The organism is Janthinobacterium tructae, assembly GCF_006517255.1.
GTDB lineage: Bacteria > Pseudomonadota > Gammaproteobacteria > Burkholderiales > Burkholderiaceae_D > Janthinobacterium > Janthinobacterium tructae.
The window spans coordinates 6,225,532-6,241,702 of record NZ_CP041185.1 but is presented as its reverse complement, the minus strand read 5'-3'; the positions used below and the strand labels follow the sequence as shown (position 1 = coordinate 6,241,702).

The following is a 16,171-nucleotide window of genomic DNA, read 5'->3' as shown; positions in this document are numbered from 1 at the left end:
TCAATATACGCGATTACTTGACCGTCACCTTGATGCTTTTGCTCAACTCCGGCCCATACGACTGGTGTGCGCCGTTGGCGAACTGCATGGTCAGGGTGTACTGGCCCGGCGGCAAGGTGACGTCCGTTTCCGTCTGGCCTTTGCCGAAATGCAAATGTTTTTCGTCCATGGGGATCATCTCGCCCGCCTTCATCGGCCCCATATTGATGAGCAAATGATGGTGGCCCGTCTTGGCCGTCATGTCGCCGGCCGGCTTGACGTCCATGCCGCTGACGGCGAATTTGACCTTGAACGGGCTCGTCACCGTCGCGCCATCAACAGGCTCGACAAATGATACGGATTGGGCAAAGGCGCTGGCGGCCAGCAGGCTGCCAACAACCACGGCTGCGGCTTGGCGCAGGAATACAGTGTTCAGGTGCATGATCTCTCCTCTTGTTTAGTAACAACACGGACTGCATGAAACCATATTACTGACGACCATGGCGCCGGATTGTTAACCAATGAAGGGCCGGGGTCGAACCCTGAGGGTTCGACCCCAGTCTCTGCCTTGGGTTAAATCAGTCGTTTTTAATAACGATACTCGGGAACTTGCTCGTCATATCCTTCGCCTTTTCCGCCACCTTGATGGCGATGGTACGGGCGATCTGCTTGTAGATCGCGGCAACGGGGCCATCGGGCTCGGCCACGACGGTCGGCGTGCCCGAATCCGTTTGCTGGCGGATCGCCATGGTCAGCGGCAAGGCGCCGAGGAATTCCACGCCAAAGTCGGCGCACATCTTCGCGCCGCCGCCGGCACCGAAGATTTCTTCCGCATGGCCGCAGTTCGAGCAGATGTGCGTGCTCATGTTTTCCACCACGCCGAGGATAGGAATGCCGACTTTCTCGAACATTTTGAGGCCCTTGCGCGCGTCCAGCAGCGCGATGTCCTGCGGCGTCGTGACGATGACGGCGCCGGTAACGGGCACTTTCTGCGACAGGGTCAATTGAATGTCGCCCGTGCCTGGCGGCATGTCGACGATCAAATAATCGAGGTCGCGCCAGTTGGTCTGGTCCAGCAGTTGCTGCAAGGCTTGCGTGACCATCGGGCCGCGCCACACCATCGGCTCGTCCGGATCGATCATGAAGCCGATCGACGACACTTGCAGGCCGTGGTTTTCCATCGGCTCCATGCTCTTGCCATCGAGCGTCTTCGGCTGGCCGCTGATGCCCAGCATCATCGGCTGCGACGGGCCATAGATATCGGCGTCGAGCATGCCGACGGTGGCGCCTTCGGCCGCCAGGGCCAGGGCCAGGTTGACGGCCGTGGTCGATTTACCCACGCCGCCCTTGCCGGAAGCGACCGCAATGATGTTTTTCACATTGCTCATCGGCTTCAAGCCGCGCTGCACCGTGTGCGAAATGATTTTCGACGACACACCCACGCTGACGTTGCCCACGCCCGGCAGCACACGCAGCGCGGCCAGCACGGACTTGCGGATCAGGTCGATCTGGCTTTTGGCGGGGTAGCCCAGTTCGATGTCGAGGGAAATATCATTGCCATCGACCTTCAGATTCTTGACGGTTTTGCTGGAAACGAAATCTTTATGTGTATTTGGATCAATAACCTGGGCCAGCGCGGCCTTGACGTCTTCTACTGTGATGCTCATGTAAATCTCCGTGTGTACTACATATGTGCAATACGCGCAGTCTAGCGCAAATTTGCGTGGCGCGATGGCGGCAAAAGCATCACTTGCCAGCGCTGCATCTGCTCATATTGCCTTTCCGCTGTTAAAATGCCCTATTATCCATCCCAAAAGTGCATCAATCATGACTCGCAAGCTGTTCGTCACCACTGCCCTGCCTTACGCAAACGCCGCTTTTCACATTGGCCACATCATGGAATACATCCAGGCTGATATCTGGGTCCGGTTCCAGCGAATGCAACGCGATGGCGCAGCCGGCCGTGAAGTGCACTTTGTGGGCGCCGACGATACGCATGGCACGCCCATCATGATCGCCGCCGAAAAGGAAGGCATCACGCCGCAGCAATTCGTCGCCAACATCGCCGCCGGCCGCGCCCAGTACCTCGATGGCTTCCATATCGCCTTCGACAACTGGTATTCGACCGATTCGCCGGAAAACGTCGACCTGTCGCAATCGATCTACCGCAAGCTGCGCGATACCGGCCTGATCGTCACGAAAACCGTCGACCGCTTCTTCGACCCGGTCAAGGGCATGTTCCTGGCCGACCGCAACATCAAGGGCGAATGCCCGAAATGCGGCGCCAAGAACCAGTACGGCGACAATTGCGAAGTGTGCGGCGCCGCCTACCAGCCGACCGACCTGGTCAATCCGTTCTCCGTGTTCACCAATGCGACGCCCGTGATGAAGCCGTCGGAACAGTATTTCTTCAAGCTGTCCGACCCGCGCTGCTTCGAATTCCTGAAAAGCTGGCTCAATACGCCAGGCCGCTTGCAGCCTGAGATGGTCAACAAGGTCAGCGAATGGCTGGGCGAAGCCGGTGAAAAGCTGGCCGACTGGGATATCTCGCGCGACGCGCCCTACTTCGGCATCCCGATTCCCGATGCACCAGGCAAATTCTTCTATGTGTGGATGGATGCACCTGTCGGCTACCTGGCCAGCCTGAAAAACTATTGCGACAAGAAAGGCATCGATTTCGACGCCTTCCTGAATGACCCATCGACGGAACAGATCCACTTCATCGGCAAGGACATCGTCTCCTTCCATTTGCTGTTCTGGCCCGCCATGCTGAAGTTCGCCAATCACCCGGTGATCGACAAACTGAAAGTCAACGTCCACGGCTTCCTGACGGTCAACAACGAAAAGATGTCGAAGTCGCGCGGCACGGGCATTTCGCCGCTGCGCTACCTCGATCTGGGCATGAACCCGGAATGGCTGCGCTACTACATCGCCTTCAAGCTGAACTCGAAAGTGGAAGACCTGGACTTCAACGGCGAAGATTTTGTCGCCCGCGTGAACAGCGACCTGATCGGCAAGTATGTGAACATCGCCAGCCGCTGCGCCGGCTTCATCGCCAAGCGTTTCGACGGCAAGCTGGCATCGACCCTGTCGGAAGGCGCGCAAAGCTGGATCAACCGCGCGCTGACGGTGGACGTCAACGGCGTCATCGTCGAGCGCCAGGCCAGCATTGCTGCGCACTTCGAGAACCGCGAATTCGGCAAGGCCTTGCGCGAAATCATGGAAATCGCCGACATCACCAACCAGTATGTCGATGAAAACAAGCCGTGGATTTTGGCCAAGGATGCGGAAAAAACAGCCGAGTTGCACGACGTGTGCACCACGGCCCTGATCCTGTTCCGCCAACTGACAATTCTGCTGTCGCCAGTCCTGCCGGGCGTGGCCAAGAACGTGGCCTCGTTCCTCAACGACGCCGAGTTCAGCTGGGCGGATACGCAAGTATTCGGCGACGCCGTCGCGAACAGCATGCTGGGCCGCACCATCGGCGCCTACAGCCACTTGATGACGCGCATGGATGCAAAGATGATCGAAGCGCTGTTTGACGCGCCGCAAGCGGCCCCCGCCATTGCCGCGCCGGCCGCCGACGCCGCCAACGACGCAGCAGTGCCTGAAGCTGCCACCGCTGCCGCCATCGAAGAACTGGCGCCCGAGATCAAGATCGACGACTTCCTCAAGGTCGACCTGCGCATCGCCAAAATCGTCAACTGCGAACTGGTGGACGGCTCCGACAAGCTGCTGCGCCTGACGCTGGACGCGGGCGAAGGCCGCTTGCGCAATGTGTTTTCGGGCATCCGTTCGGCCTACCAGCCGGAAGAACTGATCGGCAAGCTGACCGTGCTGGTGGCCAACCTGGCGCCGCGCAAGATGAAGTTCGGCATTTCGGAAGGCATGGTCATGGCAGCGTCCGCCGCCGACGAAAAGGCCAATCCGGGCATCTACATCCTGAACCCGTGGCCGGGCGCCGAACCTGGCATGCGCATCCGCTAAGCCCCCACAAGGACCGATGATGAATATCGTGGTGCGCGAAGCAACAAATGCCGATGCACAACTGATGGCCGAACTGACCCGAGCCGCGTGGGCCGGCAAGGTGGCGGCCTCGTCCAGTGGGCACCACGAGACGGCGCAGCAAGTGGAAGCGCAATTGCGCCACGGCGGCGGTTTTCTGTTGCTGATCGACGACATTCCAGCCGGTTCGCTGCGCTGGATGCCGCTCGACAGCGACCCCGCCATCTGGAAGATTTCACGTATGGGCGTGCTGCCCGCCTACCGGGGCAGCCACGTCTCGCAGCACTTGCTGGAAGCCATCATTCATCACGGCCTGTCGTGCCAGGCCGAGGAATTGCGCCTGGCAGTGCGACGCGACCAGCGCAAACTGATCGATTTTTATGCGGCCTTTGAATTCGACCTGGCCGAAGAACTGGAATATTCGCACGCCAACCCCGCCGAACCGGCGCCGATGGTGATGCGGCGCTTGTTGCGTTATTGATTGCGTTATTGATTTTTAGCAATTTCGCCCCCGGACTTGCCGATACGACAACCCGCCAGGCGGCACGGCGCGGTAAAATACGGCCGGCTGACCTTACTTATAAGACACTCAGAAGAGAATATGAAACTGCCTGCAAAACACAACAACTACGTATCCGACCACACCTTGTTCATCGCCGAACTGAAGGCCAAGAATCCTGGCATGGAAGCGGGCCAGCAAGCGGGCCGCGCCCTGCTGTGGGACAAGCCGGCCGTCAGCATCGATGAGCAGGAACGCCAGCTGGCCTCGGCCGTCAAGCAACAGGCTTACGTTTACCAGAACAAGAACTAAGATCTGGAACCGGCACGATGCTGCCTGAAGAGTCTGTAGTCACGCCGGAAGCCGACGCTTCCGGTGAAGGCGCAGTCATCGAGTCGCCCGAACCCGCCACTGGCGGCGACGGCAGCGGCGACCCTGCAGCATCTGCAACAGCGGTCACGGACGTGGCGCCTGCCGCCGACCCGCCGGGCATCGCCCGCCTGTATGGTGAACCGATGCTGCGCATGCCGACGGATTTGTACATCCCGCCGGACGCGCTGGAAATCTTCCTCGAAGCCTTCGAAGGCCCGCTCGACTTGCTGCTTTACCTGATCCGCAAGCAAAACTTCAACATTCTCGATATTCCGATGGCGCAGGTGACCCTGCAATATCTGAAATACGTGGACCAGATCCGCGTGAGCAACCTGGAACTGGCCGCCGAGTACCTGCTGATGGCGGCCATGTTGATCGAGATCAAGTCGCGCATGCTCTTGCCTTCGCGCAAGAGCGACGTCGAGGAAGACGGCGGCGATCCCCGTGCCGAACTGGTGCGCCGCCTGCTCGAGTACGAGCAGATCAAGCTGGCCGCCTACGACCTGAACGCCATTCCCCAGTTCGAGCGCGATTTCGTGCGCACGCAGATTTTCATCGAGCAAAGCCTGACGCCCACCTGGCCCGACGTGGAACCGGTGGACTTGCAGCAGGCCTGGCTCGACGTGCTGAAACGCGCCAAATTGACCCAGCACCACCGCATCAGCCGCCAGGAACTGTCCGTGCGCGAGCACATGTCGAGTATCCTGCGCCATTTGCAGTCGTCGCGCTTCGTCGAGTTCAGCGAGCTGTTCGACATTGCCGGCGGCGTGCCCGTGGTGGTGGTCAACTTCGTGGCCCTGCTGGAACTGGCCAAGGAAACCCTGATCGAAATCACGCAGGCAGAACCGTTTGCCCCCATCTACGTCCGGCTGGCGTATTCGCCCGCCTGATCCCTTCCCTTTGTCACTGACCACCGTACAACGGGGTTTTAGCGAAAGCAATCCATGAAAATTATTTCCGACATCGAAGAATTGCGCGACCAGCTCAGCGGACAGCTGCGCACGGCGTTCGTCCCCACCATGGGCAACCTGCACGAAGGCCATCTGTCGCTGATGCGTCTGGCGCGCAAGCATGGCGACCCTGTCGTCGCCTCGATCTTCGTGAACCGCCTGCAATTCGGCCCGAACGAAGACTTCGAAAAATATCCGCGCACCATGGCGGCCGACATCGCCAAGCTGGAAAAGGAAGGCGTGTACGTGCTGTTCGCGCCGACGGAAAAGGAACTCTACCCGGAACCGCAGGAATACCGCGTGCGCCCGCCCGATGATCTGGGCAATACCCTGGAAGGGGAATTCCGTCCCGGCTTCTTCGAAGGCGTGTGCACGGTCGTCACCAAGCTGTTCTCGTGCGTGGGCCCGCGAGTGGCCGTATTCGGCAAGAAGGATTACCAGCAACTGATGATCATCCGCAACATGGCGCGCCAGTTCGCGCTGCCGACGGAAATCATCGCCGCCGAAACGTATCGGGCCGACGATGGCCTGGCCTTATCGTCGCGCAATATGTACCTGTCGGAAAGCGAACGCGCGGAAGCGCCGGAACTGTACAAGGGACTTAATTTCGTGGCAGAGGAAGTGCGCAAGGGCAACCTGGCCGTGGGTGAACTGGAACAGGCAGCGATGCAACTGCTCGACGGCCGCGGCTGGAAATCGGACTACATCGCCGTGCGCAAGCGCGCCAACCTGCAAGCGCCGAGCGCCGCCGAACTGGCCGCCGGCGAACCGCTGGTGGTGCTGGCCGCCGCCAAACTGGGACAGACGCGATTAATTGATAATTTAGAAATTTAAACGCAATCACAACGGGGCCATTCGGCCCCGTTTCTTTATCGACTACTCCATCCCCACCAGCTTGAGCTCGGCAAACAGCAGTTTGTGATGGCCGCGTACCGCCTGCAACATGTCATAGCTGGCAGCATCGAGCACGATTTCCTCGCCCGCCCACAGCTTGCGCTGGTTCGCAGGCAGCCTCAGGCTGCGCAGGATGGCCCGTGCCTGGGCCGGATCGGCTGCCAGCAGCCGGATCGCGCGCGCACCGCGCTGCGCCCCCGTGAGTATCGGCAGGCCGCCCTGCGGGCCATTCTGGCGCAGGCTGACATAATCATGACCGCCCACGCGGTGCAGATAAGCATGCCGGCCATCGCCATCGCCATCGGCAGGCAACTGCACGGCAGGCTCCGGCGCCTCGGCGACGGCAGGCGCGACAGGGGCAACGCTGGCTTGCTCAAGGCTCACGCCGCAAGCTGCCAGCAAGGCCGTGCTCAGGGCAAAGAATAATACGGGTGCTCGGCGCATGTGGCGCTCCTTCTTGTCGGGGTCGGGGACAGAGGTGGAATAGTGCAGCGATCATGAGCCACTTTAGTTGACGTGTAAAGTTAACTTTAGGAAATATTTCATTCCAAGTCGCAACTTGTTGCTTGATAGCTTTTGCCAGGCGGCTGGCGCCATGCCTTCTGCTGGATTGTTGATTCTGATTGCACACTAAAACCATCAAACCAGTCTTTATCCACGCAACGATAAAGATCACAATCGCCATACCGGCTCGCAGACACACCGCGCGGGCCTCCCACACGACAGGAGAAGCAGCATGCATACCATACCCACCCCAGCCAGGGTCGCCATCGTCACGGGCGCCTCGCGCGGCATCGGCGCGGCCATCGCAGTCAAGGCCAACGTCGCCGATGCGGGCGACGTGCAAGCGCTGTTCGCTGCGGCCGAAGCGGCCTTCGGCGGCGTCGACGTGCTGGTCAACAACGCCGGCATCATGCCGCCCGCGCTGCCGGCCCTGGCCGACACGGACGACGCCACCTTCGACAGCCTGTTCGCCATCAACGTCAAGGGCAGCTTCCACACCATGCGCCAGGCGGCGACGCGCTTGCGCCACGGCGGCAGCGTGGTCAACTTCTCGAGCAGCGTGATGGGCCTGGCCCTGCCCGGCTACAGCATCTATGGCGCCAGCAAGGCCGCCATCGAGACGATGACGACTATCTTCGCCAAGGAACTACGCGGCAAGAACATCACCGTCAATGCCGTCGCCCCCGGCCCCACGGCCACGGACCTGTTCTTGAACGGCAAGACGGCGGAAATGATAGAACGCATGAGCAAGATGGCGCCCCTGGAACGCCTGGGCACGCCGGACGACATCGCCGCCGCCGTGGCATTCCTGACCGGGCCGGATGGCCGCTGGGTGAATGGCCAGACCTTGCGCGCGAATGGCGGCCTGGTATAGCATCAGCATCGACGATTTGCTTTCCGTCTACGCCGCAGGCTGGAGCTGAAGCAAGGGACAAAAAAAACGCTGCCAGTTCGCACTGGCAGCGTTTTTCTTGATCGGTATCAAGCCGTGATCAGGCGCCGGCTTTTTCCAGCTTCTCGAAAATCTTGTTCAGCTTTTCATCGAGGGTCGCGGCCGTGAACGGCTTGACAACATAACCGCTGGCGCCAGCTTGCGCGGCGGCGATGATGTTTTCTTTTTTCGCTTCGGCCGTCACCATCAGCACGGGCAGCTTGGCCAGTGCGGGATCGGCGCGGATATGCTGCAGCATCGTCAGGCCATCCATATTAGGCATGTTCCAGTCCGAGACGACGAAATCGTAGGATTCCGCACGCAGCTTGGCCAGGCCCATCACGCCGTCTTCCGCCTCATCGACGTTGGCATAACCCAGTTCCTTCAACAGATTCCGGACAATGCGGCGCATCGTCGAAAAATCGTCAACGACTAAAAATTTCATCTTTGGATCAGCCATGAATAACTCCGTTGTTTCTGTAGCGGTTTGTTAATAATATCGACATGAATGCCGACATTATGGTCGACACTACGGCAGCAAGTTGTAGGATAGCATTTTCGTTGCTTTTAGGCGAACAAACTTGCCCCAGATCATACAAAACGTGGCTTACACGCGCAAAGCACGCATGCCATGCGCAGCCAGGTGTCCCAACACCATGCCGGGCAGCGCCGTCAGAGCGCCGACCTCATGCGTAGCACCGATGGCGATCGCCTCGCGCGGCATGCCAAACACCACGCAACTGGCTTCATCCTGCGCAAAATTATACGCTCCTGCGGCCTTCATCTCCAACATGCCTTGTGCGCCATCCTTGCCCATGCCGGTCAGGATCACGCCAACGGCATTTTTACCCGCCGATTGCGCGGCCGAACGGAACAGCACATCGACCGAGGGGCGGTGGCGATTGACCGGTTCACCCTGGTCGATCTTGGTCATGTAGTTGGCGCCGCTGCGCGTCAGGGTCAGGTGCGAATGGCCGGGCGCGATGTAGGCGTGGCCGGGCAGCACCCTTTCGCCGCCTGCCGCTTCCTGCACCGAGATCTTGCACAGCGAATCGAGGCGGCGCGCAAACGAACGCGTAAATCCTTCCGGCATGTGCTGCGTGATCAGGATGCCGGGGCAATCGGACGGCATCTGCATCAAAAATTCACGGATCGCTTCCGTGCCGCCCGTGGAGGCACCCACGATGATCAGCTTTTCGCTCGACGTCAAGGGGCTGCGCAGCGCAGGCAGCGGTGCGGCTACCCTGTCGCCCGCCGACGGCAGCGTACGCGCGCGGATGCGCGCCTTCGAGGCGGCGCGGATCTTGTCGGCGATCATGTCGGTATACTCGCGCATGCCGCTCTGGATGGAAATCTTTGGCTTGGTGACGAAATCGATGGCGCCCAGTTCCAGCGCACGCATGGTGATTTCCGAACCGCGCTCGGTCAGCGACGATACCATCAGCACCGGCATCGGACGCAAGCGCATCAGTTTTTCCAGGAAGTCGAGGCCATCCATCTTCGGCATCTCGACGTCGAGGGTCAGCACGTCGGGGTTGGTCTGCTTGATCATCTCGCGCGCCACCAGCGGATCGGGCGCCGCCCCCACCACTTCCATGTCGGGCTGACTATTCACGATTTCCGTCATGACGCTGCGAATGAGCGCCGAATCATCCACGATCAATACTTTGATCTTCATAGTTATCCTTCCAGGCCTTGCGGCCCGTATTCTTAATCGGTAAAAACGCCAGACAAAACCGTAGCGAGCGGCAGTGATTTGTGGCTAAGAAGCGCAACCGTGCTGAAGCACGGTGAGCATCGCAGGCCGCAAAGCACGACGCGCAGTAGGTTTGGTCTGGTGTTACTAGAACAGTTCGATCTCGCCGCCCACCGGGGCAACCTTGAGACGGCTCGCGTAATCGAGTTCGCGGCGCACCAGGGTGTCGTTGTGCGTCTGCATCAGCTTTTTCACCAGCACCTTGCCGCTACGGGGGAAAAAATACACCTTGCGCGGGTGAATGTCATTCAAGTCCTCGGCCACCACGCGCATCTTTTCCGCCTTCAGGTAATTGATGACGAAAGCCGCATTGCGTTCACCGACGTTGATCGCCGTGAAGCCACGCAGCACGGCGCCGCCGCCAAACACCTTCGCTTCCATGTTCTCGCGCCGCGCACCCGCCTTCAGCAGATCATTGATCAATATCTCCATGGCGTAAGTGCCATAGCGCATCGACGCGGAAATCGGGCTATTCGGATCACTGCCGCCGTCGGGCAGCATGAAGTGATTCATGCCGCCCAGGCCCGTGACACGGTCGCGGATGCAGGCCGAGACGCAGGAGCCGAGCACGGTGACGATCAGCATGTCCTTGTTGGTAAAGTAATACTCACCAGGCAAGATCTTGGCGGCATCACAATTGAACGTCCTGTCGTAATAGACGTTAGTGGCAAATTGCTCTTTGGATTCCAGGCTCATATTTCACTCTCATGTACGATGCGACGATGCCTTGGGCGCGGCGCCCCGAGGCTGATCGAGCTCATAGACTGTTTTACCGCGCAGCTTCAATGAATCCGACACGTACAGGAAATTCTCCGAATGGCCCGCAAACAGCAGGGCATCCGGCTTCATCAACGGCACAAAGCGCGACAGGATCTTGCGCTGCGTCGCCTTGTCAAAATAAATCATCACGTTACGGCAGAAAATGACGTCGAACTGGCCCGTCAATGGCCAGCTGTCGGCCAGCAGGTTGAGCGGCTTGAAGGTGATCATCTGGCGCAGTTCCGGGCGTACCCGCACCTGCCCCTCGCGATCGCCCTTGCCGCGCAAGAAAAAGCGCCGCGCACGGTCGGCCGGCATCTTCTCGAGCCGGTCCAGGTTGTAGACGCCATTGGCGGCCGTGGCCAGCACATTCGTGTCGATATCCGTGGCGATGATGGTGACGGGCGGCGTGAGCGTATTGAACGCCTCGCACACCGTCATGGCGATCGAGTACGGCTCCTCGCCGGTGGAACTGGCCGAACACCAGATGGTGATCGGACCGCTCAGTTTTTTCACATGCTCGGCCAGCAGCGGGAAGTGATGCGCCTCGCGGAAGAACGACGTCAGGTTGGTCGTCAGCGCATTCGTGAACGCTTCCCACTCGTCACCCATGCGACCCGCTTCCAGGTCGTCCAGATAGCGAACGAACGAGGAAATGCCAGTCGCGCGCAGGCGCCTGGCCAGGCGGCTGTAGACCATCTCCTGCTTGCTGTCGGCCAGCGCGATGCCGGCCCGCTTGTAAATCATGGCGCGGACCCGTTCGAAGTCCTTGCCAGTGAAATCAAATTCCTTGACCGAATCCGTTTTAGTTTGCGGCATTTTGTTTTTACCTCTCTATGACTACTCTGACCAATGCCTTTGCAAGTATAACTAGCGGGACCGGGTTGGCGTCAGAACTCTTCCCAATCGTCGCCGCCGGCCGCCGCCAGCTTTTTCGCAGGCGGTGGCGTGCCGGCCTGCGCCGCCTTTGCCAACCGCCGTGTCGTTGCCGCCACTGCGGGTGCAGGCCGTGCCGCCGCCGTCACCGGCGCGGGCATGGCCGCCTGCGCCGCGCTCTCGCCGTCCAGCTTGAAGATGCTGACGGCGTCGGCCAGTTTCTGCGCCTGCTCCTGCATGCTCTCGGCTGCGGCCGCCGCTTCCTCGACCAGCGCCGCATTTTGCTGCGTCATCTGGTCCATCTGCGCGATGGCCTGATTCACTTCCTCGATGCCATGGCTCTGTTCCTGCGTTGCCGCCGTGATTTCGCCCATGATGTCGGCCACCTGCCGGATCGACGTGACGATCAGGCCCATGGTCTGCCCCGCCTCGTCCACCAGGCGGCTGCCCGCATCGACCTTGTCGACCGAGTCGCCGATCAGGCCCTTGATCTCTTTCGCGGCGCCAGCGGAGCGTTGCGCCAGATTGCGCACTTCCGACGCCACCACCGCAAAACCGCGTCCCTGCTCGCCTGCACGCGCCGCTTCGACGGCCGCATTCAGCGCCAGAATATTCGTCTGGAACGCGATGCCGTCAATGACGCCGATAATATCGACGATCTTGCGCGAGCTGTCCTTGATGGACCCCATGGTATCGACCACTTGCGCCACCACCTTGCCGCCCTGCTCCGCCACCGACGATGCCGACACGGCCAGCTGGTTGGCCTGGCGCGCGTTGTCCGCATTCTGCTTCACGGTCGACGTCAGCTCTTCCATCGACGACGCCGTCTCTTCGAGCGAACTGGCCTGCGTCTCCGTGCGCGCCGACAGGTCCGCATTGCCGCTGGCGATCTCGCGCGACGCCACGGTGATGGTGTCCGTCCCATTGCGCACGTCGCTGACCGTCTGCACCAGGCTCTCGTTCATGTCCTTGAGCGCCTGCTGCAGCGCGCTCGTTTCATCCTTGCCCTCGACCACCACGCGTGATGTCAGCTCGCCCGCTGCCACCTTCTGCGCCACCGCCAGTGCACCAGACAGCGGCACCGTGATCGAGCGCGTGATGAAGATGGCGCACCAGGCGCCGATCGCCACCGCCGCGCCGCCCAGGATGAACAGTACCGTCATCAGGCGCGCATCGGCCGCCAGCGAGTCGTCCATGAAGCTTTGCTGGGCCACATGCTGCAAGTCGAGCAGCTTGTTGATATCGGCCAGGGTCGTCTTGTTCAAGGGGTCGATGCGGGTGGCAATCACCTTCGCCGCGCCCTCGCTGTTAAACGCCAGCACCTGCCCCATCGCTTCCTTGAAGGCGGCATCGACTTCGCCGTCGACCCTGGCGATATTGGCCAGCAGCGTCTTCTCGCCATCGGACAGACCCAGGCTCGACAGCTTGCCGCGCGCGCCGTCGTACAGCTTGCGCTGCTCGCGCACCTTGCCCTCTTCCACCTGCATCAGGCCCACATCGCCCTGCAGGCCGATATTGCGCATGGCGATACCGGTTTCCAGCATCGCGCTTTTCATCAGCGACGCCTGCGTATTTTTTTCGCTGGCCAGTGCCAGGCCCGTGAGCAACTGGGCCTTGTTACGATAATTCAGTGCATTCGCCGAAACGATCACCACCACCAGGATGGCAAGGATGCTGCCGAAGCCTATCCCCAGCCGGGTGCCTATCTTGAAATCGCGCAAACTCATTGCAGTCTCCAATATTTATGTGAACGGCGCCCGTTCAACCGGACAGCGCCGTGTTGTGGCCTGGTCTCTGTCGGACCTTGCAGCCTGCCGGCGCGCCTCTGGCCGCGCCGGTACATGCATATCTGTAGTGATACTTGCGGTAAAACCGCGGCGCCAATGGCGCCGCTGCTGCCGCTTACGCCGCCAGCTTGTCGATCAGGCCCATCTCGCTGCTCGACATCAGCTTGTCGATATCGACCAGAATCAGCATGCGCTCGTCGATGGTGCCCAGGCCAATCATGTAGTCGGTCGAGAAGGCGGTGCCCATCTCCGGCGCCGGCTTGACCTGCTCCGGCGTCAGGGTGGTGACGTCGGAAACGCTGTCGACCACCATGCCGACGATGCGTCCACCGATGTTCAGGATGATCACCACCGTGAACTGGTCATACACGGGCGTGCCCAGGTTGAACTTGATGCGCATGTCGACCACGGGAATGATGATGCCGCGCAGGTTGATCACGCCCTTGATGAATTCAGGCGCGTTGGCGATGCGGGTGACCGCTTCGTAACCACGGATTTCCTGGACCTTCAGGATATCGATGCCGTACTCTTCCGAGCCCAGGGTGAAGGCCAGGAATTCACGTCCGGCGATGTCCTTGCCGTCGCCCGTATTGCTTCCGGATGTTTGTTGAGTATCTGACATGGTGCGTTTTCCTATCTTTTATCTATCGGTATTACGAAAAAATGGACTCGTCGGCCAGCTGGCGAGAGGAACGGATCAGGGCGGCGACATCGAGAATCAGCGACACACCGCCATCGCCCAGGATGGTGGCGCCAGAAATACCCACTACCTTGCGGTAATTCGATTCGAGGTTTTTCACCACGACCTGCTGTTGTCCCACCAGGTCGTCGACAAACAGGGCCGCCTTGCGTCCTTCCGTCTCGAGGATCACGCAGATGCCTTCCGAGGGACTGGTAAAGCGCGGCGTGATGTCGAACATCTGGTACAGCGGAATCAGCGGCAGGTATTCGCCGCGCACTTTTACCACCTGCCCCTTGCCACTGATGTCCTTGATATCCTCAACGGCTGGTTGCAGTGATTCGATGACAAAGCCCAGCGGTAAAATATACACTTCGTCGCCGACTCTGATCGACATGCCATCGAGGATGGCCAGGGTCAGCGGCAGCGAGATCGAAATCGTCGTGCCGAATCCCTTCGCCGAACGGATGTCGACGACGCCGCCCATGGCGCTGATGTTGCGCTTGACGACATCCATGCCCACGCCGCGGCCCGACACGTCGGTGACCGCCTCGGCGGTGGAAAAGCCGGGCGCGAAGATCAGCTGCCACACGTCGGCGTCGCTCATCGTCTCGGACACGTCCAGTCCCTGCTGCTGCGCCTTGGCGAGGATGCGCTCGCGGTTCAATCCCGCGCCATCATCGGATACTTCGATAATGATATTGCCACCCTGGTGGCTGGCCGAGAGGAACAAACGGCCGGCCTCGGTCTTGCCGGCGGCCACGCGGGCGGCCGGCATTTCCACGCCATGGTCGATACTGTTGCGCACCAGGTGCGTCAGCGGATCGACGATGCGCTCGATGAGGCCCTTGTCCAGTTCCGTGGCGGCGCCATTGGTGATGAAGTCCACCTTCTTGCCCAACTTGGTCGCCAGGTCGCGCACCATGCGCGGGAAGCGCGAAAAGACGAAATCCATCGGCATCATGCGGATCGACATCACCGCTTCCTGCAAGTCGCGCGTATTGCGCGTCAGGTGGCTGACGCTGTCGAGCAGTTTCTCGTGCAGCATCGGGTCGAGCGCGCCGGCGCGCTGCTCGATCATCGCCTGCGTGATCACCAGTTCGCCCACCAGGTTGATCAGCTGGTCGACTTTTTCAATCGAGACGCGGATCGACGACGATTCGGTACCGGCCTTCTCGCCCTCTTTCTTGGCCGGTTTCTTTTCCTGCTCCACCTCGGTCGCGGCGCTCGCCACGGCCGGCACGGCGGCGGCGCTGGCGTTGCCCGCCCTGGCCGCGTCGGCGCGAATCTGTTCGAGCGGCTGGAAGAAGCCGTAACCCTGTTCGGCGTCGCTCTGCACGCCGGCGGCGGCGCGGATGTCCTCGAGCGGCTGGAAAAAACCATAGCCGGGATCCGCCGCGTCCTGCGTGCCGGGCTTGCCTGGCAGCGGGTCGAAGAAACCATAACCCTGGGCTTTTTCCTGTGCCACGCGGGCCGCTTCGGCTTCGCCTGGCGCCAGTGGCGGCGCCTGCGTGATCACCATGTCGTCGGGATTGAGCACGAACGAGCAGATGGCCAGGATATCGTCCAGGCTTTCATGCGTCGTCACTTCCAGCACCTTGCGCGCGTCGGCCAGGGCGGACACGGCGACGTCGCCCAGCAAGCCCAGTTCGGCCGCCAGCGCCTCGACTTCGCGCTCTTCCATTTTCGGCAGCTCCAGGCGGTAGCGCTGGCCACCGGCGTGGCTGACGGCTTCTTTTTCCGCCGTATGGAACGCTGGCGCGACGGGCGTGAGCGCGGCCACGGGCACGTCCTGCGAGAACGATTGCAGCATCATGCGCACATTGGCCACGGCATCCTGGTCGACGGCGCTGCCCAGACGATGGCCGTCGAGCTGCATCTTGAGGATGTCCTTGGCGGCCAAAAAGGCGTCGACGTGCTCCGCCGTCAGGGCCATCTGGCCCTGACGGATGCGGTCGAGCAGTGACTCGAGGATGTGCGTCACCTCGCTCATGTCGGAGAGGCCGAACGTCGATGCGCCGCCCTTGATCGAATGGGCGGTGCGGAAAATGGCATTCAGGTCTTCGGCGTCGGGCGCCGCAATATCGACGGCCAGCAGCAGCCGTTCTTTTTCAGCCAGCAGTTCTTCGGCCTCATCGAAAAAGACCTGGAAAAACTGGCTAATATCGATGGTCATAGGG

At 60.7% G+C, this 16,171-nt stretch carries 16 protein-coding genes; 6 read left to right on the top strand and 10 right to left on the bottom strand.

Translation table 11 applies throughout. The features are described 5' to 3' along the window. Window positions 1-13 precede the first annotated feature (13 nt). Both FJQ89_RS27580 and apbC read right to left on the bottom strand, forming a co-directional pair. Window positions 14-421: a DUF4399 domain-containing protein gene (locus FJQ89_RS27580; RefSeq protein WP_141172499.1), complete on the bottom strand. Its 408-nt coding sequence runs from the start codon at window positions 419-421 to the stop codon at window positions 14-16. Between the two features lie 136 nt (window positions 422-557). Continuing rightward, a complete protein-coding gene (apbC, locus tag FJQ89_RS27575; protein ID WP_141172498.1) occupies window positions 558-1,646 on the bottom strand; it encodes an iron-sulfur cluster carrier protein ApbC in 1,089 nt (362 codons plus the stop codon). Between the two features lie 160 nt (window positions 1,647-1,806). Here apbC and metG point away from each other — a divergent pair, with 160 nt between their 5' ends. From metG to panC, 5 genes are all read left to right on the top strand, one after another. Further along, the gene (metG, locus tag FJQ89_RS27570) at window positions 1,807-3,966 is read left to right on the top strand and encodes a methionine--tRNA ligase (RefSeq protein ID WP_141172497.1); all 2,160 of its coding nucleotides are present in this window, start codon (window positions 1,807-1,809) and stop codon (window positions 3,964-3,966) included. 19 nt (window positions 3,967-3,985) lie between these two features. Continuing rightward, the gene (locus tag FJQ89_RS27565) at window positions 3,986-4,465 is read left to right on the top strand and encodes a GNAT family N-acetyltransferase (protein WP_096238395.1); all 480 of its coding nucleotides are present in this window, start codon (window positions 3,986-3,988) and stop codon (window positions 4,463-4,465) included. 120 nt (window positions 4,466-4,585) lie between these two features. After that, on the top strand, window positions 4,586-4,795 hold the full coding sequence (locus tag FJQ89_RS27560; RefSeq protein ID WP_034778041.1) for a DUF3460 family protein: 210 nt from the start codon (window positions 4,586-4,588) through the stop codon (window positions 4,793-4,795). A gap of 17 nt (window positions 4,796-4,812) precedes the next feature. Further along, entirely contained in the window at window positions 4,813-5,745 is a 933-nt protein-coding gene (locus FJQ89_RS27555) for a segregation and condensation protein A (RefSeq protein ID WP_141172496.1), read from the top strand. A gap of 54 nt (window positions 5,746-5,799) precedes the next feature. Beyond that, window positions 5,800-6,639 (top strand): pantoate--beta-alanine ligase, encoded by an 840-nt coding sequence (panC, locus tag FJQ89_RS27550; protein ID WP_035826607.1) that lies wholly within the window; start codon window positions 5,800-5,802, stop codon window positions 6,637-6,639. A 42-nt stretch (window positions 6,640-6,681) separates the two neighbouring features. On the opposite strand, the gene FJQ89_RS27545 is transcribed toward panC, so the two are convergent. Then, entirely contained in the window at window positions 6,682-7,143 is a 462-nt protein-coding gene (locus FJQ89_RS27545; protein ID WP_141172495.1) for a hypothetical protein, read from the bottom strand. 292 nt (window positions 7,144-7,435) lie between these two features. On the opposite strand from FJQ89_RS27545, the gene FJQ89_RS27540 reads away from it, so the two are divergent. Beyond that, entirely contained in the window at window positions 7,436-8,077 is a 642-nt protein-coding gene (locus tag FJQ89_RS27540; protein WP_141172494.1) for an SDR family oxidoreductase, read from the top strand. Between the two features lie 118 nt (window positions 8,078-8,195). On the opposite strand, the gene cheY is transcribed toward FJQ89_RS27540, so the two are convergent. From cheY to cheA, 7 genes are all read right to left on the bottom strand, one after another. Then, the gene (gene cheY / locus FJQ89_RS27535; protein WP_010396677.1) at window positions 8,196-8,594 is read right to left on the bottom strand and encodes a chemotaxis response regulator CheY; all 399 of its coding nucleotides are present in this window, start codon (window positions 8,592-8,594) and stop codon (window positions 8,196-8,198) included. Between the two features lie 147 nt (window positions 8,595-8,741). Then, window positions 8,742-9,812, bottom strand: coding sequence for a protein-glutamate methylesterase/protein-glutamine glutaminase (locus tag FJQ89_RS27530; protein ID WP_141172493.1), 1,071 nt, complete (start codon window positions 9,810-9,812; stop codon window positions 8,742-8,744). 165 nt (window positions 9,813-9,977) lie between these two features. Further along, window positions 9,978-10,586, bottom strand: a complete 609-nt coding sequence (gene cheD, locus FJQ89_RS27525; RefSeq protein ID WP_071078257.1) for a chemoreceptor glutamine deamidase CheD — start codon at window positions 10,584-10,586, stop codon at window positions 9,978-9,980. Window positions 10,587-10,595: 9 nt separating this feature from the next. Further along, window positions 10,596-11,468: a CheR family methyltransferase gene (locus FJQ89_RS27520; protein WP_102121798.1), complete on the bottom strand. Its 873-nt coding sequence runs from the start codon at window positions 11,466-11,468 to the stop codon at window positions 10,596-10,598. Window positions 11,469-11,539: 71 nt separating this feature from the next. Continuing rightward, on the bottom strand, window positions 11,540-13,252 hold the full coding sequence (locus tag FJQ89_RS27515) for a methyl-accepting chemotaxis protein (RefSeq protein ID WP_141172492.1): 1,713 nt from the start codon (window positions 13,250-13,252) through the stop codon (window positions 11,540-11,542). Window positions 13,253-13,427: 175 nt separating this feature from the next. Continuing rightward, window positions 13,428-13,934 carry a chemotaxis protein CheW gene (locus FJQ89_RS27510; protein ID WP_071078260.1) on the bottom strand — a complete coding sequence of 169 codons (507 nt, stop codon included), beginning with the start codon at window positions 13,932-13,934 and terminating at the stop codon, window positions 13,428-13,430. A 31-nt stretch (window positions 13,935-13,965) separates the two neighbouring features. Next, the gene (gene cheA, locus FJQ89_RS27505; protein WP_141172491.1) at window positions 13,966-16,167 is read right to left on the bottom strand and encodes a chemotaxis protein CheA; all 2,202 of its coding nucleotides are present in this window, start codon (window positions 16,165-16,167) and stop codon (window positions 13,966-13,968) included. Between the last annotated feature and the right edge of the window lie 4 nt (window positions 16,168-16,171).